Annotated in this window: 19 protein-coding genes; 18 read left to right on the plus strand and 1 reads right to left on the minus strand. The window is 54.0% G+C overall.

All coding sequences use genetic code 11. From position 1 onward, the window contains the following. Positions 1-229 precede the first annotated feature (229 nt). The 13 genes from ACTQ52_RS01490 (at position 230) to ACTQ52_RS01550 (ending at position 15,621) form a co-directional block, all read left to right on the plus strand. On the plus strand, positions 230-1,822 hold the full coding sequence (locus ACTQ52_RS01490) for a peptide chain release factor 3 (protein ID WP_410042445.1): 1,593 nt from the start codon (positions 230-232) through the stop codon (positions 1,820-1,822). A gap of 106 nt (positions 1,823-1,928) precedes the next feature. Further along, on the plus strand, positions 1,929-3,326 hold the full coding sequence (locus ACTQ52_RS01495) for a Sapep family Mn(2+)-dependent dipeptidase (RefSeq protein WP_441226159.1): 1,398 nt from the start codon (positions 1,929-1,931) through the stop codon (positions 3,324-3,326). A gap of 162 nt (positions 3,327-3,488) precedes the next feature. Beyond that, a complete protein-coding gene (locus ACTQ52_RS01500) occupies positions 3,489-4,514 on the plus strand; it encodes a methionine ABC transporter ATP-binding protein (protein WP_410042447.1) in 1,026 nt (341 codons plus the stop codon). 1 nt (position 4,515) lies between these two features. Then, a complete protein-coding gene (locus tag ACTQ52_RS01505) occupies positions 4,516-5,178 on the plus strand; it encodes a methionine ABC transporter permease (RefSeq protein WP_410042448.1) in 663 nt (220 codons plus the stop codon). Positions 5,179-5,261: 83 nt separating this feature from the next. Next, positions 5,262-6,209, plus strand: coding sequence for a MetQ/NlpA family ABC transporter substrate-binding protein (locus ACTQ52_RS01510; protein WP_441226157.1), 948 nt, complete (start codon positions 5,262-5,264; stop codon positions 6,207-6,209). Between the two features lie 349 nt (positions 6,210-6,558). Then, positions 6,559-8,805: an anaerobic ribonucleoside-triphosphate reductase gene (gene nrdD / locus ACTQ52_RS01515; protein ID WP_441226156.1), complete on the plus strand. Its 2,247-nt coding sequence runs from the start codon at positions 6,559-6,561 to the stop codon at positions 8,803-8,805. A 106-nt stretch (positions 8,806-8,911) separates the two neighbouring features. Further along, entirely contained in the window at positions 8,912-9,469 is a 558-nt protein-coding gene (gene nrdG / locus ACTQ52_RS01520) for an anaerobic ribonucleoside-triphosphate reductase activating protein (RefSeq protein ID WP_410042451.1), read from the plus strand. 158 nt (positions 9,470-9,627) lie between these two features. Then, complete coding sequence (locus tag ACTQ52_RS01525; RefSeq protein WP_441981574.1) at positions 9,628-10,602, plus strand: DUF975 family protein; 975 nt, start codon at positions 9,628-9,630, stop codon at positions 10,600-10,602. Then, entirely contained in the window at positions 10,599-11,075 is a 477-nt protein-coding gene (gene nrdR, locus ACTQ52_RS01530) for a transcriptional regulator NrdR (RefSeq protein ID WP_410042453.1), read from the plus strand. Before ACTQ52_RS01525 ends, nrdR begins: the two co-directional genes overlap by 4 nt. Before the next feature lie 43 nt (positions 11,076-11,118). After that, positions 11,119-11,925, plus strand: coding sequence for a type I 3-dehydroquinate dehydratase (gene aroD / locus ACTQ52_RS01535; RefSeq protein WP_441981575.1), 807 nt, complete (start codon positions 11,119-11,121; stop codon positions 11,923-11,925). Between the two features lie 256 nt (positions 11,926-12,181). Further along, on the plus strand, positions 12,182-13,519 hold the full coding sequence (locus ACTQ52_RS01540; protein WP_441981576.1) for a 2-hydroxycarboxylate transporter family protein: 1,338 nt from the start codon (positions 12,182-12,184) through the stop codon (positions 13,517-13,519). 127 nt (positions 13,520-13,646) lie between these two features. Beyond that, on the plus strand, positions 13,647-14,555 hold the full coding sequence (locus tag ACTQ52_RS01545; protein ID WP_410042456.1) for a hypothetical protein: 909 nt from the start codon (positions 13,647-13,649) through the stop codon (positions 14,553-14,555). Positions 14,556-14,760: 205 nt separating this feature from the next. Next, positions 14,761-15,621 carry a YitT family protein gene (locus tag ACTQ52_RS01550; protein ID WP_441981577.1) on the plus strand — a complete coding sequence of 287 codons (861 nt, stop codon included), beginning with the start codon at positions 14,761-14,763 and terminating at the stop codon, positions 15,619-15,621. 142 nt (positions 15,622-15,763) lie between these two features. Here ACTQ52_RS01550 and ACTQ52_RS01555 read toward each other — a convergent pair whose 3' ends face one another. Continuing rightward, positions 15,764-16,690, minus strand: coding sequence for a LysR family transcriptional regulator (locus tag ACTQ52_RS01555; RefSeq protein WP_410042458.1), 927 nt, complete (start codon positions 16,688-16,690; stop codon positions 15,764-15,766). 268 nt (positions 16,691-16,958) lie between these two features. Between ACTQ52_RS01555 and ACTQ52_RS01560 the strand changes: the two genes are divergently transcribed. From ACTQ52_RS01560 to ACTQ52_RS01580, 5 genes are all read left to right on the plus strand, one after another. Then, a complete protein-coding gene (locus ACTQ52_RS01560; protein ID WP_441981578.1) occupies positions 16,959-17,612 on the plus strand; it encodes an HAD hydrolase-like protein in 654 nt (217 codons plus the stop codon). A 15-nt stretch (positions 17,613-17,627) separates the two neighbouring features. After that, complete coding sequence (locus ACTQ52_RS01565; RefSeq protein ID WP_410042460.1) at positions 17,628-18,212, plus strand: nitroreductase family protein; 585 nt, start codon at positions 17,628-17,630, stop codon at positions 18,210-18,212. 337 nt (positions 18,213-18,549) lie between these two features. Further along, on the plus strand, positions 18,550-20,532 hold the full coding sequence (locus tag ACTQ52_RS01570; protein ID WP_441981579.1) for an aconitate hydratase: 1,983 nt from the start codon (positions 18,550-18,552) through the stop codon (positions 20,530-20,532). Between the two features lie 192 nt (positions 20,533-20,724). Further along, positions 20,725-21,600: a LysR family transcriptional regulator gene (locus ACTQ52_RS01575; RefSeq protein WP_441981580.1), complete on the plus strand. Its 876-nt coding sequence runs from the start codon at positions 20,725-20,727 to the stop codon at positions 21,598-21,600. A gap of 220 nt (positions 21,601-21,820) precedes the next feature. Next, entirely contained in the window at positions 21,821-22,996 is a 1,176-nt protein-coding gene (locus tag ACTQ52_RS01580) for an isocitrate/isopropylmalate family dehydrogenase (protein WP_441981581.1), read from the plus strand. Positions 22,997-23,229: the final 233 nt, after the last annotated feature.

Below are 23,229 nucleotides of genomic sequence, written 5' to 3' on the forward strand. Positions count from 1 at the left end.
ATGAACCTGCAAAGAATAGCATTTGGAATTACTTAATTCCACTATGGCATTTGGAATAAGTAAGTTCCATCTTTGGAAGAAGAGGGGTGGAAGTTAGTTTGACAAGTCACTGAAAGTAATCACTTCAACCCTGAAGATAGAAATGAGAGGCTATGTCTTTACGGCATAGCCTTTTTTGTGCTATGATGATTGACGATTTTGTGTGTGTTTTTAGATTATTGAGGATAGAATGGCAAGTTTAAAAGAAGAAATCGAGAAGAGACGTACGTTTGCGATTATTTCTCACCCGGATGCCGGCAAGACGACACTGACGGAGAAGTTCCTTCTGTATGGAGGCGCGATCAATCTCGCAGGTACCGTCAAGGGGCGTAAGGCAACCAAGCATGCGGTTTCCGACTGGATGGAGATCGAGAAGCAGAGAGGTATTTCGGTTACCTCCTCTGTGCTTCAGTTTAATTATGAAGGAAAGTGCATTAACATCCTGGATACACCGGGACACCAGGACTTCTCGGAGGATACCTACCGGACACTCATGGCAGCCGACAGTGCGGTCATGGTCATCGATGGTGCGAAGGGTGTCGAGCCGCAGACCATCAAGCTGTTCAAGGTTTGTGTGATGCGCCATATCCCGATTTTTACCTTCGTCAACAAGTTTGACCGTGAGGCCCGGGATCCATACGAGCTGCTTGATGAGATCGAGAACGTCCTCGGTATTCATACCTGCCCGATCAACTGGCCGATCGGCTGTGGGCGTAACTTTAAGGGCGTCTATGACCGTGAGACCGAGATGGTGGAGCTCTTTACGGCAAACGCCGGCGGTACGAAGGCCGTGGCCGAGCAGGATGTTTCGGTGAATGATCCTGGCCTCAAGGACATGGTCGGCTTCGAGTATTATGATAAGCTGCAGGAGGACCTGGAGCTTCTCGATGGTGCCTCTGACGAGTATGACCAGGAGCGTGTCGATCGTGGCGACCTGACACCGGTCTTCTTCGGATCGGCGCTTACCAACTTCGGCGTTCGGACCTTCCTGGAGCACTTCCTGAAGATGACGCTGCCGCCACTTCCGAGAAGCAGTGACCAGGGCATCATCAGTCCGGTGGACGAGGCATTTTCTGCCTTCGTGTTCAAGATCCAGGCCAATATGGATCCGAAGCACCGTGATCGTGTGGCATTCATGCGTATCTGCTCCGGTGAGTTTGATGCCGGCATGGAAGTCAACCATGTGCAGACCGGTCGTAAGGTGAAGCTGAGCCAGCCGACCCAGATGATGGCGGATGAGCGTAAGATCGTGGAGAAGGCGTATGCGGGCGATATCATCGGTATCTTCGACCCGGGCATCTTTTCCATCGGTGATACACTGGAGCTTTCCAATAAGAAGTTTTCGTATGAAGGCATCCCGACCTTCGCACCGGAGCACTTCGCACGTGTGCGTCAGGTGGATACCATGAAGCGGAAGCAGTTCGTGAAGGGTATCTCGCAGATCGCACAGGAGGGTGCGATCCAGATCTTCCAGGAGTACAACACCGGTATGGAAGAGATCATCGTCGGCGTGGTCGGCGTTCTCCAGTTCGAGGTACTGAGCTTCCGTCTGAAGAACGAGTACAATGTTGAGATCAAGCTCGATCAGCTGCCATATGGTTATATCCGCTGGGTGGAGAACTACACCGAGGTCGATATCGATCATATCCAGGGAACCTCCGACATGAAGATCGTAAAGGATCTGAAGGATCGTCCGCTGCTGCTGTTTGCACACGAGTGGTCCGTCGGTATGGTACTCGAGCGGAATAAGGAACTGAAGCTGACGGAATTCAGCCGGAACTAAGGCGGCTTCTACTATTAAAAACGAAAGCCGGCGGCTGTGCACGCGGGTTTTCGATGAAAAAACTGTCATCTGACAGGAGCTATCATAGTTGAAAGGACAGACTGTTATGAATGAGAAAGTAAATAAGTGGATCGAAGAGCACATCGACGAGTATACAAAGGATCTGATCGATTTCTGCTCGATCAATTCTGTAAAGGGCGCATATGCGGAAGGAAAGCCGTATGGTGATGGTTCCTTCGATGCGCTGAATTTCGGTATCGATCTGGCAGCGAAGTACGGCTTCCCTGTGCAGAGCTACGACGGCTATGTAGGTACCGCCGATTTCGATCCTTCTCTTCCGAGATGCCTCGATATGCTGGCACATACCGATGTCGTACCGGCAGGCGAGGGCTGGACGGTGACGGAGCCGTTCAAGCCGATCGTGAAGGATGGCCGTATCTATGGCCGTGGCACCTCCGATGATAAGGGACCGCTTCTCTGTGCGCTGTATGCGATGCGTGCACTGAAGGAGACCGGTGTCGAGCTGAAGAAGGGCGTTCGTCTCATCATGGGTGCGGACGAGGAGACCGGCTCCGGTACCGATATCGCGAAGTACTATGCGACCGAGCCGGAGGCTGAGATGACCTTCTCTCCGGATGCTGAGTTCCCGCTCATCAACATCGAGAAGGGCCAGTTCCGTGGCACGATTTCGAAGACGGTAGAGGAGTCGACCGCACTCCCACGTCTCGTTTCACTCGAGGCAGGTCTTGCACTGAATGCCGTTCCTCAGAAGGCGACCCTTCGTTTCGAGGGTCTCGATATGAACCTCGCAGAGGCACCGATGAACGAGGTCAGCGAGCTCTGCGGTGTAGAGTGCACACAGACCGGTGTGGATGAAATCACCATCGTCGGTGTATCTGCACATGCGTCTACCCCAGAGGGTGGTAAGAACGCAGGTCTCGCTGCGATGATCCTGGCGACGAAGCTTCCGCTCGCTGCCTGTGCACAGATCGATGCGATTAAGGCTATGCTGGAGATCTTCCCGTGGGCGGAGACCGACGGTGCGCACCTCGGTATCAAGATGGAGGATGCGGAGTCCCATGCACTGACCTGTACACCGGACCTCTATCATGTGGATCCGTGCTATGTCGAGGTGAAGTTCGACAGCCGTACACCGGTGATGGCGACGAAGGAAAACTGTCAGGATGCAGCGGAGAAGACGGCGCATGCCCATGGCTTCGACTTCGAGACCCCGGGTATGATTCCGCCACACAGAGTGGCTGCAGACAGTGAATTCGTTCAGAAGCTGCTTCGTGCCTATGAGCAGGTGACTGGTCTCAAGGGTGAGGCGATGGCCATCGGCGGCGGTACCTACGTTCATGACATCAAGAATGGTGTGGCCTTCGGTGCGGTTCTTCCTGGCATCGACACGCACATGCATGGTGCGGATGAGTTTTTCGATCTCGAGAACATCGTGCTGGCGACCAAGGTCTATGCAGAAGCCATCATCGAGCTCTGCTCATAATACATAAAGAAACATCGAGAGTTGAGTCCGCTATAGGCATGCCCTATAGCGGATTATTGTTATTATGTATTTGCTTTTAACTTATAGAAGTCGTAAACTGTGGACATTAAAAAGAGGCGGCGAGTGAAAGACGTCGAACCCGCGGCCTCGGGAGGATGTAGTATGGCAAAGGGTGATAAGATCATCCGGATGGTGAATATGGGCAAGACCTTTCACACCTCGAGTGGGGACGTGAATGCGCTCGATGACATCAATCTGGACATTCTGGAGGGCTCGGTACAGGGTATCATCGGTCTCTCCGGCGCGGGCAAGTCGACACTGGTCCGCTGTATCAATTATCTGGAGGTCCCGACGAGCGGACAGGTTCTCTTCGAGGGAAAGTCCCTTGGGGATATGAGCGATAAGGAGGTCCGGGAGGCGCGTCGCAAGATGGGCATGATCTTCCAGCAGTTCAACCTGCTGGATCAGCGGAATCTTCTTCGGAATGTTACCTTCCCGCTGGAGATCGCAGGGGTCGAGAAGAAAAAGGCACAGGAGCGGGCGATGGAGCTGCTGAAGCTCGTCGGCCTCGAGGACAGGGTGAAGAACTATCCGTCCCAGCTGTCGGGTGGACAGAAGCAGCGTGTGGCGATCGCCCGGGCGCTCGCGACGAATCCGAAGGTGCTCCTCTGTGATGAGGCGACCTCAGCGCTGGATCCGAAGACCACGAAGCAGATCCTCGATCTTCTGAGGAAAATCAATCAGGAGATGGGCGTCACGGTCATCGTCATCACGCATCAGATGTCTGTCATCGAAGCCATCTGTGATAATGTCGCCATCATTGACCACAGTCACATCGCGGAAAGCGGTCCGGTATCGGAGGTCTTCAGTAATCCGAAGACAGAGATCGGACGCCGTCTGATCCTCGGGGATGGCAATGCCAATGCGATCCAGCCGGTGAACTTCGGCGACAGCGCAAATCCGAAGATCCGTATCATCTTCGATGGACAGAAGGCACATCGCCCGATCATCTCGGACATCGTACTGAGCTGCAACGCGCCGGTCAATATCCTCTTCGCCAACACGAAGGAGGTAGAGGGCCAGGCCGTCGGACAGATGGTCGTAGAGCTTCCGGACAGTGTGGAGGAGGCAGAACGCATCACCCACTATCTGAGATCGAACGATATCCGCTTTGAGGAGGTGAAGTAAGATGGATGCATCATCGATTTCCATGTATCTGAAGGAAACCTGGGCCACCATATATATGACCCTGATCTCGAGCAGTATCTCGTACCTGATCGGTATCCCGCTGGGCGTGATCCTGGTGGTGACAGATAAGGATGGCATCCATCCGATGACACCGGTTCATACGGTGCTCGGGGTGCTCATCAACATCTTCCGTTCGATTCCGTTCCTGATCCTGCTGGTGATGGTGCTGCCGCTGACGAAGATGCTCGTCGGCACGACACTGGGACCGAAGGCCATCATTCCACCGCTGATCATCGCATCGGCACCGTACATCGGACGTATGGTGGAGTCGAGTCTGAAGGAGGTCAATGCTGGCGTCATCGAGGCAGCGAAGTCCATGGGTGCGACGAACACGCAGATCATCTTCAAGGTGCTGCTGCCGGAGGCGAAGCCGAGTCTTCTCGTCGGTGCAGCCATCTGTATCACGACGATCCTCAGCTACTCGGCGATGGCCGGCTTCGTCGGTGGTGGCGGACTCGGTGCGATCGCACTGAACTATGGCTACTATCGTTATCAGACCGACATCATGCTGATCGCGGTCGCAGTACTGGTGATCCTCGTACAGATCATTCAGGAATTCTGGATGCGCTTAAGTGCGAAAACCGATAAGCGGGCCAGAAATTAACATTTGTATATCCCACTGGATATAAATAAACGATGCATATGGTATCGAAGAACCGGTCGAGGACCGGTGAGGAGGAAAAAATTATGAAGAAGAACATCACACTTGCACTTGCTGCTGTTCTCGCTGCTGCATCCCTTGCAGCCTGCGGTTCATCCAGCACACCAGAGGCAACCACTGCAGCTGCTACGACCGCCGCTGCAACCGAGGCAGCGACAGAGGCTGCAACGGAAGCGACGACAGAGGCTGCTGAGACGACCGCCGCTGCTGCAGAGGCATCCGACGCCATCGAGCCGCTCGCTGAGCCGGTCGACATCAAGATCGGTGCGACACCAAGCCCACACGCAGAGATCCTCGAGGCAGCGAAGGATGACCTTGCGGCCGCTGGTGTAAACATTGAAATTGTAACCTACAACGATTATGTACAGCCGAACCTCGCGACCGAGCAGGGTGAGATCCAGGCAAACTACTTCCAGCACCAGCCATACCTCGATGACTTCAATGCAGAGAACAAGACCAGCCTCGTATCTGTAGGCAAGATCCACTATGAGCCGTTCGGTATCTACGCCGGCAAGTCTTCTGATCTCGCAAACATCGCCGATGGTGCACAGATCGCGGTTCCGAACGATACCACCAACGAGGCACGTGCGCTTCTCCTCCTGCAGGATAACGGTATCATCACCCTGAAGGATGGTGCTGGTCTCAAGGCCACCAAGCAGGATATCGTCGAGAATCCGCACAATGTAGAGCTCCTCGAGGTAGAGGCTGCGCAGATTCCGAGATCGGTTGATTCCGTAGATTTCGCTTGCATGAACGGTAACTACGCGATCGAGGCCGGCTTCAAGCCATCCGACGCACTGGTTCAGGAGGATCCGAACTCCGAGGCTGCACAGACCTATGGTAACATCGTCGCTGTAGCAGAGAAGGATAAGGACGCGGACTGGGCGAAGAAGCTCGTCGAGGTTCTTCAGTCGAAGAAGGTTGCAGATTTCATCAACGAGAAGTATGAGGGCGGTGTCATCCCTCTTCAGTAAAACGGATCGTGCAGACAGGAAGCAGCCATCCGTGTTGATTTCGACTGCATTGGCCAGAAAAAAGTGAACAGGCGACAGGCTCTGGAGAAAGCTCCAGGGCCTGTTTTTTCGTGCGTTCGACGAGTCACGCGGGCGCGTGAAGCGGACGGATATAAAAAAGAGAATGGAAAGAGCGGGTGCCATAACTTTTGCATTTGACCCTTCCTATTTTGCTCCTGTCGTAGTATAGTAGACTCTGCACACAAGATATAGTATATGAGCAGTAGCATAAAAACAATATTTTGTAAACCGTTAACTATAAAAAAGAAAAATCCGTCGGACGGAATAAAAGAGAAAAGGGAGAACAGTCATGGGAACACAGGAAAAGGACCTCGCGTCGAGGCAGAACGTCATCAAGCGAAATGGTAAGGAGGTAAACTTCGATATCTCGAAGATCGCGAATGCGATCCGGAAGGCGAACAAGGAGGTCGATCCGATCTACCAGATGAATGAGTACCAGATCAAGGGCATCGCGGAAAACGTAGCGGGCCAATGCGCGAAGCTGGACCGTGCGGTTTCTGTCGAGGAGATCCAGGATATGGTCGAGACCGGCATCATGGAGATGCGTGGCTATGAGGTCGCACAGAAGTACGTGCGCTATCGCTATACCCGTGAGCTGGCGCGTAAGGCGAATACCACCGATGAAGAAATCCTGTCCCTTCTCGATCAGTCAAACGAGGAGGCGAAGCAGGAAAACTCGAATAAGAATCCGGTGATCAACTCCACACAGCGTGACTATATGGCCGGCTATGTATCGAGAGACCTCACCAACCGTGTGCTTCTCCCGGAGGAGATCACGAAGGCACACCGCGAGGGCATCATCCACTTCCATGATTCTGATTACTTCGCACAGCGTGAGCACAACTGTGATCTCGTGAATCTCGAGGATATGCTGCAGAACGGCACCGTGATCTCCGGCACCATGATCGAGAAGCCGCACAGCTTCTATACGGCCTGCAATATCACGACACAGATCATCGCGCAGGTGGCATCGAACCAGTATGGCGGACAGTCCTTCACCCTCAGCCACCTGGCACCGTTCGTGGACGTATCCCGTCAGAAGATCACGGGCCGCGTGCTGGAGGAGAATGCAGAGGCCGGCGTGAGCATGACCGACGAGCAGGTACGGAAGGTCGTGGAGAAGCGCCTGGAGGAGGAGGTCGTACGTGGAGTACAGACCATCCAGTATCAGATGATCACCCTCATGACCTGTAACGGCCAGGCACCGTTCGTTACGATGTTCATGTACCTCGATGAGGTACCGGCGGGGCAGACCCGTGATGACCTCGCGATGGTCATCGAGGAGGTTCTGAAGCAGCGCATGCAGGGCGTCAAGAATGAGAAGGGTGTCTGGATCACACCGGCCTTCCCGAAGATCATCTACGCACTGGATGAGGACAATATCTATCCGGAGAGCAAGTACTACTACCTGACGGAGCTGGCAGCGAAGTGCACCGCGAAGCGCATGGTACCGGACTACATCTCAGCGAAGAAGATGCGGGAGTATAAGGGCGATGTTTATCCGTGCATGGGCTGTCGTTCCTTCCTGACACCGGATAACGAGCAGCAGCCGGAGGGCCTCTGCAACGATGATAATAAGGCCGATGCCGGCAACTTCGTGAAGGGTCAGCATAAGTATTACGGCCGCTTCAACCAGGGCGTGGTGACGATCAACCTCGTGGACGTGGCCTGCTCCGCCCATGGCGATATGGAAGCCTTCTGGCGCATCTTCGATGAGCGCCTGGAGCTCTGCCATCGTGCACTCCGTATCCGTCATGAGCGCCTGATGGGCACCACCTCGGATGTCGCACCGATCCTCTGGCAGTATGGTGCACTGGCTCGTCTCAAGAAGGGCGAGAAGATCGATAAGCTTCTCTTCGGAAACTACTCCACCCTGTCCCTCGGCTACGCCGGCCTCTATGAGATGTGCGTACGCATGACCGGCAAGTCCCATACCGATCCGGAGGCGAAGCCGTTTGCACTGAAGGTTATGCAGCATCTGAATGACAAGTGCGCCGAGTGGCGAAAGGAAGAAAACATCAGCTACTCACTCTATGGCACACCGATGGAGTCGACGACCTACAAGTTTGCGAAGGCCCTTCAGAAGCGCTTCGGTATGATCGAGGGTGTTACGGATCACAACTACATCACGAACTCCTATCATGTGAATGTTCGTGAGAAGATCGATGCCTTCACGAAGCTGAAGTTCGAGGCGGATTTCCAGAAGCTGTCACCGGGCGGTGCCATCTCTTATGTCGAGGTGCCGAACATGCAGAACAACATCCCGGCGGTGCTCAGTGTCATGAAGTTCATCTATGATAACATCATGTATGCCGAGCTCAACACGAAGTCAGACTACTGTGAGTGCTGCGGCTACGACGGCGAGATCCAGATCATCGAGGATGAGCATGGAAAGCTCGTCTGGGAGTGCCCGAACTGCGGAAACCGTGATCAGACGAAGATGTCGGTTGCACGCAGAACCTGTGGCTATATCGGTACCCAGTTCTGGAACCAGGGCCGTACACAGGAGATCAAGGACAGAGTGCTTCACCTGTAAACCTATAACTCTATCTCAAATATAATAACGCTATCGCAAGTAAGACGCAGAACAGCTGGATCGGGTGACCGGTCCAGCTGTTCTGGAAACGGCGGGAGGTGCAGAGGTGCATTACGCAGAAATAAAGTATTTTGATATCGCGAACGGTCCGGGGGTTCGTGTGAGCCTGTTTGTTTCGGGCTGCACACATAAGTGCCCGGGCTGCTTCAACGAGATCGCCTGGCCGTTTGATTATGGACAGGAATTCACGAAGGAAACGGAGGATGAGATTCTCCGGAACCTTGCAGACCCGGCATACCAGGGTCTGACGCTGCTCGGCGGGGAGCCGATGGAGCCGCAGAACCAGCCGGCTGTGCTGTCCCTCGTACGCCGCTTTAAGGCCCTGTATCCGGAGAAGGATCTCTGGTGCTTCAGCGGTTACCTCTATGACCGCGATCTTCTCGGAAAGATGGTGACAGAGGTGCCGGAAACGAAGGAGCTTCTAAGCTACATCGATGTTCTCGTGGATGGGCCGTTTATCATGGCGGAGAAGGATGTGACCCTGCTGTTCAAGGGCTCGTCAAATCAGCGGACCATCGATGTGCAGAAGTCGCTGCAGGCCGGCCACATCATACAGTGGGATCCGGGTGAAGACACAACAATTTCACATACGGCACATCTCTAGATGTGGTATACTTATGGAGCTGTGAAGAACAGCTCCGTTTTGATTATGCACGCAAAGCGTCCGGCTTCGTACCTGCTTCGGCGGGTGAAGACGATGTCGGATAGCTGGATGAAAGGAACATGCGTGCATGCTTAAGATAACCATGGAGGATAGAGCCTATGATGACAAATACTCAGATTCGTGCCTTCGCCCGGAACCAGCTGCGTGGCAACTGGGGCGCGGTGATCGGTGCCGGCTTTCTGATTCTGTTTTCGATGTTCGCATATTTCGTAGTGCTGTATGCGGTCGTTGTTCTCGGCAGCTTTTCGCCGCTGTTCGGGCACTCCACCGTCTGGTCACTTCGGATGGATCCGGCTGTGCCACTCGCCATCCAGGCACTGCTCGGCATCGTGATCGCCGCGCTCCTCTTTCTCGGGCTCTGGCTCTATGCCGGCCTGTCACTGGGGATGCAGCAGATGTATTTCGCGGTCGCACGTGGCCGCCGCGTCCGCGTGACGGATGTGTTTCATGGCTTCCGGAACCTTCCGCACATGACGCACTTCTTCGGTACGCTTCTCGTGATCTGGTTCATCCAGATCGTGCTGGAGATCCCACAGATCATGATCGGGCATCACTACGGTACCGGCACCTTCGATTACCGCGTGACGCAGACGATCACAAGCTTCATCGTGTATGTGATCGGGCTGTACTTCTCGATGGCAGCGCTGGCCTCCGCGGACCATCCGTCGATGCGCACCTGGACGGCACTCCGGACCTCGCTCCATATGATGCGAAATAAGAAGATGAAGCTGCTCGGTCTGTATCTCAGCTTTTTCGGCTGGGTACTGCTTATGGTCTTCACCCTCGGCCTCGCCGGCATCTTCGTGCAGCCCTACCTCAGTCAGGCGGTGACGATCTTCTACCTCAGCGCCTACAGTGACGACTATCCGTCCGGTGTCGAGGAGGCAGAGTACCGCGAGGTGGAGGAGGCAGACTATCGTGAAGTGAAGGAGCCTGCCGATCAGGCGACGCAGGATACGGGCGTCCACCCGACCGATGAGAAAACCGCATCTCGAAGCTTCGATGATGTACGTAGAGAATATACGCAGGAAAGCGTAGGAACAGACACGGATACAGAAGGAGAGAATCTATGAAGTGCCCGTTTTGTAATGCAGAGGATACCCGGGTCATCGACTCCAGACCAGCGGATGAGAACACAGCCATCCGTCGACGCCGCCAGTGCGAGCTGTGTGGCAAGCGCTTCACCACCTATGAGAAGCTTGAAACCATGCCGATGATGGTGATCAAAAAGGACCAGAGTCGCGTGCCATACGATCGCTCGAAGATCGAGGCCGGCATCATCCACAGCTGCCACAAGCGCCCGATCTCCACGGCGCAGATCAACCGGATGGTGGACGAGATCGAGAACGAGATTTTCTCGACCGGGGAGAAGGAGGTTCCGACCTCCCGCATCGGAGAGCTCGTCATGGATAAGCTGAAGTCCGTGGATCAGGTCGCCTATGTCCGTTTCGCCTCGGTTTACCGGGAGTTTAAGGACGTGAACACCTTCGTGGAGGAGATCGGTAAGCTGCTTACGAATCAGGCACAGCACAGCAGTGCGGAGTAAGCGCAGGACAAGCGTAGACGAGACAGAATAAGGCGGAGAGAGTATGGAAAAAGTGAAGGTATGTGTTCCGATTACCGGACAGAATCAGACAGAGATTGAGCAGCAGGCCCACGCCATCGCAGCGACCGACGCGGACGTCGTGGAGTGGCGTTTCGACCTCGCGATGGCGCTCTATCCGTCGGTACAGGAGGCCGCTGCACACACTCGGGATGCCGCGGAAGACGGCAGCAGTGCAGAGATCGATGCGGCTTCGGAGGACGCCCGGCAGCTGCAGGCGATGATCGCACGCCTTCGGGCACTGCTTCCCGGAAAGGAGCTGCTTTTCACGATCCGTACACAGCGACAGGGAGGAAGCTTCCCGAACGATGCGGCAGCGTACCGGCGGTTCTGCACCCTGGCGCTTGCATCCGCGCGGCTCGATTACCTCGATCTCGAGGATACGACACCGGCAGAGGACAGCCGTGCGCTGATGACGCTTGCCCATGAAATGGGCGTTCGCGTCATCGCGTCCTACCACGACTTCGAGAAAACACCGGCGGTCGAGGAAATCCTCGAGAAGCTTCGCGCGCTTCGGGCGACGGGCGCCGATATCCTGAAAGCGGCCTACATGCCGACGAAAACCTCGGATGTCGCCACGCTTCTTCTGGCGACGGCCCGTTTCCGGGAGGAGGATGCGGCGACGCATCCGCTCATCACGATGTCGATGGGAGAGATCGGTCAAATCAGCCGACTCGTCGGTGGGGCCTTTGGCTCCATGCTCACCTTTGCGACGGTCGGAGAGAGCAGTGCACCTGGACAGATGCCGATCGAAGCGGTGCGGGCAGCGCTGACACAGCTTTCGCTTCATTAGCGATGGAGAGACCGGAGGGCTGGCGACAGAAGAGTGAAGCTTCTGCCGCCAGCCCTTTTTGTGCATCCAGGGGAACAGTGTATGGCCATATTTACCAGTTATGATTGTAAAAGCAAATGTCTTATGGTAATATGTTACGGTATTCAACATTGAATCCTGCTCTGCTTACGCAGGATTCATCCAGGTAGCTCCTGGAACGTCATATCAAAATGGAACGTGCTGCTTCGTTCCAATCATATTAAAGGGGGATTTTAATATGGCAGAAGACAAAAACTCTAGAAGTGGGCTCTGGCTCGGTGGCCTTCCTTGGTGGCAGGCTCTCATTTGTATCGTACTGGTACTTCTTCCGGTCTATGTGACGAAGATGAAGGACGGTAACCCGGTGATGCTGGCCGCAACGACCATGACATCGGTACTGGGTATCTGCTTCGGCTTCGCAGTCATCTTTAACGAGATCGGTGAGCGTGTTCCGATCTGGAACAAGTACATCGGTGGCGGACTTCTCGCAACCTTCTTCGGTGTCGCTCTCCTCAGACAGTTCGGTCTGATTCCGGAGGCAGGACTCGATGCAATCAACTCCTTCATCTCAGATGATGCGAATTTCCTTGAACTCTTCATCGTTATGCTGATTGTCGGCTCTGTGCTTTCACTTGAGCGTGACATCCTGATCCGTTCCTTCGCAGGTTATATCCCGGCGATCCTCGGCGGACTTCTCGCAGCAGCGATTCTCGGTGGTATCACAGGTGCCATCTTCGGTATTCCGTTTTCAGATACCCTGATCAAGTACACACTTCCGATCATGGGTGGTGGTAATGGTGCAGGTGCCGTTCCACTTTCTCAGATTTATGAGCAGGTAACCGGTGATGCTGCAGCGAACTACTATTCCTTCGCGATCATCGTACTGACCATCGCAAACATCTTCTGTATCATCGCTTCCGCAGCGCTGAACGCACTCGGTGAGAAGGTTCCGACCCTGACCGGTGATAAGAAGACCCTGATCCGTGGTGCAGAGGAGCTTGCAAGAGACGATCAGAAGGTGAAGACCGACAACAACGACCTCGCAGGCGCACTTCTTCTTGCATTCGCATGCTTCGCTGTCGGCGAGCTCATGAGCGGTAAGATCCTTCCGAAGATCGCAGGTGCACCGATTCATAAGTATGCGTACATGATCGTGTTCGTCGTTATCCTTGCAGCAACCGGTCTCATCCCTGCCAGAGTACGTGCTGGTGCGAAGAGACTGCAGAGCTTCTTCTCCGGTCAGCTCGGTATCATCATCATGGTCGGCATGGGCGCAGACTTCAACCTCGCAGAGCTCTTTAACGCGATCGCTCCGAAGAACATCATCATGGCACTCATGATCGTGATCGGTGCCATCATCGGTTCCGCAGCGGTTGGTTACCTCGTAGGCTTCTATCCGATCGATTCCGCGATCACCGCTGGTCTTTGCATGGCAAACCGTGGTGGTAACGGCGACCTCGCGTGCCTCGGTGCTGCAGACCGTATGGATCTGATCGCTTACTCACAGCTTTCTTCTCGTCTTGGTGGCGGTATCGTCCTCATCATCGCAGCCTTCGTATTCTCCTTCATGCTGTAATACGCGCTGTAGAGAAACTGACAATTGAATATGGCAGAACCATAAGCAGCTGGTTCAGTATGGGTCGTCCATCGCGGGCGACCCTTTTTGATAAGAGCTTCATCACATCCATAAAGGGGGATTTTCTATGATCGTTTACTACAAGCGGATGGCGAACGCCATCATGCTTCTCGGCGCGGTGCTCGGCGGTGTCTTCGGCCTCATCTATTTTCACGGGCGGATTCTGAATAATCCGGATAAGACAGCGGTGTTCGTCTGGGCACTCTGGGTATTCACCGGCGTCATCGTCGGGCGTCTGCTCGCCGCGATGCTCGCGAATAAGCGTCTGCAGGCCGTGCAGAAACAGCTCTATACCGATACGGATCCGGCCGGCTTCCTGCAGAACTTCGAGGCGGTCAATGCCCGTGTCCCAAAGAATCTCGCAGAGTATGCGAACGGTCAGCACTGGATTTCCTTTGCGAAGGAAGCGCTCGGTGATTTCGAGGGTGCCTGGGATGCGGTGAAGGATCTGAAGCCGGACGAACTTCGTATCCATGCGCTGACGAGCTCTGCGCTCATCGTAAATCAGAAGGCAAATCTGCAGATTCTGCGCGGTGATCTCGAGGCGGCGAGCTTTCAGATCGAGGATCTGAAGAAGCTGAAGGTGGTTTCGGAAAAGCGTGCCGCACGGCTCGCTGAAAACCTCGCGCAGCAGATTCGTGTGCATGAGGCGCGGATCGCGGCGGCAGAGGGACGCCTGGATGCGGACATCCCGTATCTCGAGGAGGAGGTTCAGTACGCCGGAAATGCCATCTACCGGAAGGAGATGCAGCTTGAGCTCGCCGAGTATGCGCTTCGTACCGGTGATCAGGAGAAGGCGAATGCTTATCTTGAGGCCATCATCGCAGACCGGAAGGGTCTGTATACCGAGAAACGCGCCGATGAACTCCTCGCACATCCGGAGGCATATACGAAATATACGAAGGCCTTCCGCGACGAGCACGGTGAGAAAATCGGCGAAGAGGACAGTGACGGCTTCGTGGTTATCCGGGAGTGATGACCGGTGCGTCTTTTAAGCGTAAGCGTTCAGCTAAGGGGCCCCTTAGCTGAACTGTTACCCGAACGATAAAGAGAATAGAGAAAAAAGTGGATTTATCTTGCAAGATATATGAATATCTGCTATGACTAATATGTTTGCGGGTTCTGATGGGCCTGCTTTTTATGTGTTTTATCATATCTGCCATGGGGCAGGAGGAGTAGAAATGAAAATCGAAGCGAAGAAGGATCTGCGCCGTCTGATTACCGTGGTGCTGGCCTCGCTCTTGATGGCGATCAATATCAAAACATTTGTCCGTACCGGTGGACTCTATCCGGGTGGTGCGACGGGACTGACGATCCTGATCCAGCGTATCAGCCAGATGTATCTGCCACATGAGATTCCATACTCGCCGATCAATATCCTGCTGAATGCGATCCCGGTCTATATCGGTTTCCGCTTCATCGGAAAGAAGTTCACCTTCTTCTCGCTGATCATGATTCTCCTGACCGGCTTTTTCACCGATATGATGCCGGCGCATGTAATCACCTATGACACCCTGCTGATCGCCGTCTTCGGCGGTATCATCAACGGTGTGGTCATCAGCCTCTGCCTGAGTGTAGATGCGACCACCGGTGGTACGGATTTCATCGCCATCTACCTCAGCCAGAAGCGCGGCATGGAGACCTGGAACCTGATTCTCGGCTTCAATGTCCTGATTCTCGGTGCCGCTGGTGTGCTTTTCGGCTGGGATAAGGCGCTGTATTCGATCGTGTTCCAGTATGTGTCCACCCAGACCCTGCATACCCTCTACCGTGATTTCCAGCGCCAGACGCTCTTTGTCGTTACGGATAAGGCAGAGGAGATCGCGAAGATGATCTTCGATGAAACCCATCACGGTGCGTCCATCATGCACGCCGAGGGTTCCCATGAGCATAAGGATCATCAGGTGCTCTACTCCGTCATCGCGACGGACAGCGCCCGTCATGTGATCAAGCGCATCCGTGATATCGATGCGCATGCCTTCGTGAACTCCATCCGCACGACCGAGCTCTCCGGACGCTTCTACATGAAGCCGAAGGATTAAATCTGAATAAACGTAAAAGCCGCGCACAGTCGTATGCTGTGGGCGGCTTTTTATGTCCGGGCAATGTCTCCGGCGGGTATGTCATCTCGTCACGGGAATTTCGTGCTTCGCCCGGCGACTCCGGGCGGCGAGGACGGGAGTCTCAGCTGAATTTCTTTCGGAGAATCTCGAGCAGGTACTCGTCGGCCTTCGAGAGAAAGGCACCTTTCAGTGTCGCGATGCAGAGATCCCAGTAGGCCGGGTAGGAGGCATCGATCGAGAAGAAGGCCGGCGGGTTTTCGAAACTGTTTGCGGCGACATACTCGGATGGGAGCATGGTCACGCCCATGCCCTCGGCGGCGAGCTTCTCGAGGCTCATGTAGTTTCGGCACAGAAGGCGGATCTCTGGCTGGATCCCGGCCTTCCGCAGCACGGAATCCGTGACATGGCGGATACGCTGCTCCTTATGCAGCGTCAGCAGCGGCTGGTCGGCGAGCAGCTTTACATCCAGCACCGGATAAGGATAGCCCGGCGTCGGTACAGCCTTTTCAGTCAGTGGATTATTCCGGGACATCGCGATGATAAAGGAATAGCGCTTCAGTACCTCGTATTGAAGTGACGGGTTCGCGAGCACATCGTAGACCGGCGCATGCATGATGGAGAAGTCCATCTCGCCGGAGATCAGATGCTGCTCCTGCGGTTCAGTGGAGCCCTCGAACAGGTCGATGGAGATGCCCGGATAGAGTGCATTGTACTCTGGAAGAATCTGCGGCAGGACGATCGCACCGAGGTGATGCGTGACACCGAAGCTGATATGACCGACCTTCAGATCATTGATATCCGTGATTTCCGATGAGAAGTCATCATAGATCTTCAGCACCTGGCAGGCCATCTGATAGTACTTTTCACCGGCGAAGGTGAGCTTCAGACCATCGGGGCTGCGCACGAAGATCTTCGTGCCGATCGAGTCCTCGATGCGCTGCAGTGACTGCGAGAGCGAAGGCTGCGTGACGAAGAGCTTCTTTGCAGCCTTCGAGATATTGCCGGTGTCGGCGGTGGTTTTTACATAGAGAAGTTCACGTGTGGTCATAATCTATCCTTCCATCTGGTTTACGTGTGGCGGAAAAACATGCCTGCTGCTCCCGAAAGATACAGATGTATACCGGGAGTTCATCACTGCCTTTGCGTTTTATACAAACAGATAAACTTAACTGTACCACAGCCGGAATCAATATGCTAAGATAAATTGCATACGAAATAAAATCAGCATTTACGGATGCCGACTGAGAACGAACCGAGAGACGCTATCTTCGATCATTCTCATTACGGGATCATCAGAAAGCAGAAAGAGAAATGATATGAAGAAGAACTATACTGCCATTCTTTTCGACCTCGATGGAACGATCATGGACTCCGGTCCTGGCATCATGAAATCTGTACAGTACGCGCTCGACCACTTCGGCTACCCGAATGAGCCGGAGGAAAAGCTTCGGAAGTTTGTCGGCCCGTCCCTTATGGACAGCTTCACAAACTTCTATGGCATGAATCCGCAGGACGCGGAGCGTGCCGTCGCCCTCTACCGCGAGGTCTATCCGACCGATGGCATCTTTGACGCCACCCCATATGCCGGTATCGAGGACGTTTTCCGTGCGATTCAGGCGAGTGAGCGTAAGCTCGTCCTCGTGACCTCGAAGCCGCACATCTTCGCAGAGCGTATCCTCGAGCACTTCGGCTTCGCGCCGTACTTCTGCTATCAGACCGGCCCGGAGCTTGGTGACCATGACAGCCGGAAGGCACGCCTCATCAACCGGGCCGTCGATGCGCTTAAGCTCGACAAGGCGGACTGCGTCATGATCGGTGACCGCATGTTTGATATCGAGGGTGCCGTCGAGGCAGGTGTCGATTCCATCGGCGTCACCTACGGCTTCGGCGACCGTGCAGAGCTGGTCAATGCAGGCGCCATGTACATCGTGGATTCCCCGAAGGAGATCCTCTCCGTGATCGGGATTTAGTAAAAGGAGAAAGCTATGCTGAAGGATCTGGTATTAAAAGACAGAAGCTATCGTGGCTATCATGAGGATCGCAAGGTGACGAGAGACGAGCTCATCGATATGGTGGATATGGCCCGTCTGACCGCGTCCGGCGGTAACAAGCAGCCACTTAAGTACTATATTTCGACGGAACACGAGGAGGTGGAGGCCATCCTCGCGACGACGAAGTGGGCAGCCGCCCTTCCGGAGCTCCACCTTCCGAAGCCGGGCACGCATCCGACCGCGTTCGTGATCATCCTGCAGGATAGTGACATTCAGCCGAACATGCAGGCGGCGATGATCGACGTCGGCATCGCCGCACAGACGATTACGCTGGCAGCGACGGAGAAGGGTCTCGGCTGCCTCATGATTCGGAACTTCGGTCTGAAGCCACTGACCGAGGTGCTGGGACTTTCGGAGAGTCTCGTGCCGGTGCTGGTCATCGCCATCGGTGCGCCGGCAGAGAAGATCGAGCTGGTTCCGGTACTGGAGAACGGCGACGTGAATTATTATCGCGATGAAAACGGCACCCACTACGTGCCGAAGCGCGCGCTCGAGGACATCGTGCTGGAAAAGGAATAAAATCGATTTTACTCAGTTTTACTTGAGTCAGGTAAAACTGAGTAAACACTGGTAAACTGTAATACGACGGTTGAGCAGATGAAATCTATGAATAAAAGGAACATTCAGGTAAGGACATTCCATTATGGAATGCCCTTATTTGTTAATTGCATTTCCTTTTCACATGCGTGGCACAGTACAATCGAAGTACAGAATGATAAATAAATAACCACTTTCATGACGGATAGTGACATAAACTATTTCTTTTTGCCCCTGCGTCGCACATGCGAGAATATCTGAGGACAGACGGCCGCATGAAAAGAGTGGATGGAAACATGGTTTATTTCAGGAGGTAAACATGGGCGATTCATTAACGAGAAAGATCATCCGTTCCCACATGGTGAAGGGGGCGATGGTACCGGGCGAGGATGTATTTGTAATGGTCGATCAGACCCTGACCCACGATATCAATGCGGTCATGACCTATCTCGGCTTCGAGCAGCTGGGCATTCCGACGCAGGTGAAGACTTCAGTATCGTATCTGGATCATAATCTGCTGTATATCGATTTCAAGACGCCGGACGATCATAACTATCTTAGGACCATCGCAGAGAAGACCGGCGTATATGTATCGAGACCGGGAAACGGTATCTGCCACATGGTACAGACCTCCCGTTTCGCGATCCCGGGTGAGCTTCTGATGGGTGGTGACAGCCATACCCCATCGGGTGGTGCCGTCGGCATGCTGTCGATCGGTGTCGGTGGCATGGACATCACGACCGCGATGGCAGGCATTCCGATGCGTCTTACGATGCCGAAGGTTGTCAAGGTGAACCTCACGGGCAGGCTGAAGGCCGGTGTGAACGCAAAGGAAGTCGTCCTCGAGATGCTTCGCCGTGTCACCATCAAGGGCGGTCTCGGAAAGGTCTTCGAGTACGTCGGCGAGGGTGTAAAGACGCTGTCTGTACCGGAGCGTCTCACCATCGCGAACATGGGTGCGGAGATGGGTGCCACCACCTCGATCTTTCCGGCGGATGAAATCGTGAAGGCGTTTATGGAGGCACAGGAGCGTGGTGAGCAGTATAGAGAATTCCTTCCAGACGAAGATGCAGAGTACGATGAGGAGATGAACCTCGACCTGAGCAGTCTCGAGCCACTCATCGCGCTGCCACATCAGCCGGATAATGTTGTACCGATGAGCACCCTCGAGGAGCATCCGGTCGTGCAGCAGGTCTTCATGGGCTCCTGCACCAACGGCTCCTACAGCGATTTTGCGAAGGCCGCCCTCGTGATGAAGGGCCGCCATGTCAGCGAAAATCTGCAGTGTACGGCAGGGATCGCCAGCAAGCAGATCTATAAGCAGCTTCTGAAGGACGGCTACCTCGACATGCTGATCGATGCCGGTGTGCGTATCCTGGAGCTGAGCTGTGGACCATGCTGTGCCATCGGTCAGGTGCCGCCGACGAATGGTGTCGCCGTTCGTACCTCGAACCGTAACTTCCGTGGCCGCGCTGGTTCACCGAATGCCAATATTTATCTGGTGTCTCCAGAGACGGCGGCAGCAACGGCCATCAAGGGCACATTCGCAACGGCGGAGGAAATCATGGGCGCGGATGTGGAAAAGCTCGCTGCGATCCAGGAGCCGGTACACTACATCGTCGATGATGCGATGATCATCCCGCCACTTCCGGAAGAGGAGCGTGCGAAGGTGAAGGTTCTGAAGGGACCGAATATCGCCTTCCTTCCGGTACCGGAGAAGCCGAAGAAAAATCTGAACGTACGAATCTCATTAAAGGCTGGGGACAATATTTCGACCGATGATATCACACCGGCCGGTGCTGAGTTCTCGTCAATGCGATCAAATATTCCGCTCATGTCGAAGTACTGCTATAACCGTTATGATCCGGAATTTTCAGAGCGTGCAAGAGAACTCGTGCAGTCGATCATCGTTGGTGGTGAGAACTATGGCCAGGGATCCTCTCGTGAGCATGCCGCCATCAACCCGATGTACCTTGGTGTGAAGGCCGTCATCGCAAAGAGCATCGCCCGTATCCATAAGGGTAATCTCATAAATCACGGCGTTGTGCCGATGATGTTCGAGAATCCGGCGGATTACGACAAGCTCGATCAGATGGATGAGCTCGCTATCGATGATTTCACCGCGCAGATTCCGACGAGAGAGGTCATCGTACGCGACGTGACGAAGGATTTCAGCTTCAAGTGCCGCCTCGAGCTTTCCGATGCCGAGCTCGCCGTCGTGCTCGCCGGTGGACAGCTCCGCTATCTCAAGCAGCAGCTCGTCGAGATGGGGGTTCTCAAGGCAGAGGAGCTCGAACAGTAAAGAGAATGTGATGCTGGAAGCGGCGGCTTCGTGACCGCAGAGGCATCGTGAGGATGTCGCGCCGGAAGCATTGGCTGTATGGTGTGAAGGACAGGCCGATAGAAAAAACCGGATACGTCGAATCAGTAGAATAGTATGAGGAAAACCTCCCTCGTGATGGTATGATAGATGACATCACGAAGGAGGTTTTTTATGCGGGACAGTGACTGGAAAATCATCTACGAGCTGCATCAGAATCCGAGCATCACGAAGGTGTCGGGGCTTCTCTATAAGTCGCAGTCGGCGATCACGAAGCGGCTGCAGTCGATGGAGGAGGAGCTCCAGTGCCGGATCGTGGAGCGGACGCCACAGGGCGTGACGTTTACGAAGGAGGGGGAGTTCCTGTTTCAGATGGCGGAAAAGTATCTGCAGCTGGAAAATGAGACGCAGGAGGGGCTTCGGAAGCTTCGGGAGGAACACAAGGAGACGATTCTTCTCGGGTCAGCGTATACCTATACGAAGTACTCACTTTATGATGTGCTGAATCCGTTTACTGCAGCGCATCCGAACATCAGTATACGTGTCATCAATAAACAGAGTAATTATCTGTATGAGATGCTGATGGAGGGGAAGCTCGATGCGGCGTTTATCCGCTCGGACTATACCGCCGGTGTATACCATGAGCTCGTCGATCATACCGCAGCATACTGTGTGACGAAGGATCCTGTGGATATGGACCAGTTGCCCGCGATGGATCAGGTGGCCTACCAGACAAATCAGAAGACCATCGGCCAGATTGCGGACTGGTGGACAGAACGCTTCGGTACGGAACTTCCGGCACCATCGGAGGATGCAGGTTATATCGAATTTGCATTCCGAAGCATCGCCGAAGGAAACAAGTATCTTCTGTGTTTTCTGCCGGATAATTTCGTCAATGAGTATCATCTGACGCTGACGCCTCTTTTTACGAAAGATAGGAAGCAGATTTCGCGTAACAGCTGGTTTATCTATAAAAAGGAGAAAAACCGGCGGGCGGTGGTCGATGAACTGATTCGTTATGTAGAGAAAAATGTAAAGATCAGAAGATGATCGATGCGACAGAAATTTATCATCACTGTAGCCGTTGTGATGCATCAGTCATTGATTCCATCATAGAAGAAATGCGATAATATACATACTTCTTTATATATTTTACTATATATGAGCTCGCCATTATACTTTCTATAAAAGAATGTACGGATAGAAGGTAGTGCATTCGGTGATGAATACAGCAAAGCGTCTGAAAAGGCGAGTGAAAAGGAGACAAACGATGATTACAGAAGAGCAGATCAAGGCAGCGGAGGCGAAGTTTGGTGAGCTGATCCGTAACGAAAATGCACGGATCGAGGCGATGAAGAAGGACAGTGAGGTGAAGGACTTTTCGAAGCTTTCACATATCAAGGTCGGCATCCTGCCGGGTGATGGCATCGGCCCGATCATCATGGAGCAGGCGGTTCGTGTCGTAAATGAGCTTCTGAAGGAGGAGATCGCCTCCGGTCGTGTCGAGCTTCACGAGATCCCGGGCATGACCATCGAGCGCAGATCTGAGCTTATGGAGTCTCTTCCGGCAGATGTCATGGAGGAGTGCAAGCAGTGTGACGTACTCGTGAAGGGTCCGTTCGTGACCCCGCGACCGGGCGATCCATATCCAAACCTTGTATCCGCAAACTCCCTGCTTCGCAGAGGACTCAACCTCTTCGCAGCCGTACGTCCGATCAAGATGCCAGAGAAGGGCATCGACTGGACCTTCTTTCGCGAGAACATCGAGGGTGAGTACATCTGGGGAAACAAGGGCATCGAGGTCAATGAGGATCTCGGCATCGATTTCAAGGTTTGCACGAAGCCGGGCGCAGAGCGCATCGCACGTGCCGCGTTCGAGTTTGCGCGTAAGAATGAAAAGACCAACGTGACCGTCGTTACAAAGTCCAACATCGTAAAGCTTGCGGATGGTAACTTCCTGAAGACCGTTCACCGCATCGGTGCCGAGGAGTATCCGGAGATCGAGGTTCAGGACAAACTCGTCGATGCGATGGCAGCGAAGATGACGGATCCGGAGTTTAACGCCGGCATCCAGGTCGTGGTTCTTCCAAACCTCTACGGTGATATCGTAACCGATGTCGCAGCGGAGCTTCAGGGTGGCCTCGGTACCGCATCCAGCTCCAACATCGGTAATCAGTACGCACTCTTCGAAGCAATCCATGGTACCGCACCATACCTCATGAGTCATGGTCGTGGCAATTACGCAAACCCATGCTCCCTCATCCGTGCGATGGGTGAGATGATGGCGCACATCGGCTATGGTGACCGGAAGGCCATCCTCGATCAGGCACTGGAGATCTGCACCGTCACTGAGCGCAAGGTCGTACTGACCACCGAGACGAAGGATGCATCAGCAGCCGAGTTCACCGATTACCTCATCGAGACCATCCAGGGTCTGGAGAAGTAACGGAATCTGGAACAGCACCAGAAACTGCGTGAGACCGAAAAGCACATGTTGAAAATCAAAAAGATTGTATAAGCAGTCTGTATGACTTCGATATGAAATATCGATTATCCATCGAAGAAAAGTCGGCGTATACTAGGGGACAGCTCCTTGTGCCGGACCGAATCGGGTATGCTTCCGAAATCGGGCGCAGCTCAAGGGACAGCCTTTGGGGTATGATGTGAAAGGATATAGAG

The sequence above is a fragment of the Oribacterium sp. Sow4_G1_1 genome, from assembly GCF_052116105.1.
GTDB lineage: Bacteria > Bacillota > Clostridia > Lachnospirales > Lachnospiraceae > Oribacterium.